The organism is Burkholderia sp. Ac-20392 (assembly GCF_017104585.1).
Lineage (GTDB): Bacteria > Pseudomonadota > Gammaproteobacteria > Burkholderiales > Burkholderiaceae > Burkholderia > Burkholderia lata.
On the sequence record NZ_JAAGPB010001159.1, the window covers coordinates 1 to 575 of the forward strand.

Consider the following 575-nt stretch of genomic DNA (forward strand, 5'->3'; position numbering starts at 1 on the left):
TTCGCCGCCCGTCCGCCGCATGTCCGACCGTCAGGAATCCGCCGTAGCTGCGCCCGAAGCGGGACCTCCGAAGCACGATCATCCGGTCTTGCGTCGCGTGTTCAGGGTGACGCTGGCTGTCGGGATCGGCACCTACTTCGTCGCTTCCGGCGCGTTCCTCGGGCTGCGCTACGTCCTGCTGCCCCGCATCGACGAATTCCGCCCGCGCATCGAACGCGCGGTGTCCGACAAGCTCCACGCGCAGCTTTCAATCGGCAAGCTTTCCCCGAACTGGTCCGGCATGCAGCCGGGCGTCGAACTCACGAACCTGACGATCCGCGGCCATGATGGCAAGGTCGCGCTGTCGGTGCCGCATGCGACGGCCGCGCTGTCGTGGATGTCGCTGCTGCGGCTGTCACCCGCGCTGTCGAGCCTGATCGTCGACCAGCCCGATCTCGTCGTCGCGCGCGCGGCCGACGGCTCGCTGAGCATCGCGGGCGTCGGCGTGGCGACCACCCATGGCGGCAACGACACGTTCGGCACGTGGCTGCTGAAGCAGGAGGCGATCGTGCTGCGCGGCGGCACGCTGCGCTGGC

At 69.2% G+C, this 575-nt stretch carries 1 pseudogene; it reads left to right on the top strand.

What is annotated here, in order from left to right:
- Nucleotides 1-19 precede the first annotated feature (19 nt).
- A pseudogene (locus G3N99_RS41370) lies at nucleotides 20-575 on the top strand (DUF3971 domain-containing protein); the annotation flags it as partial.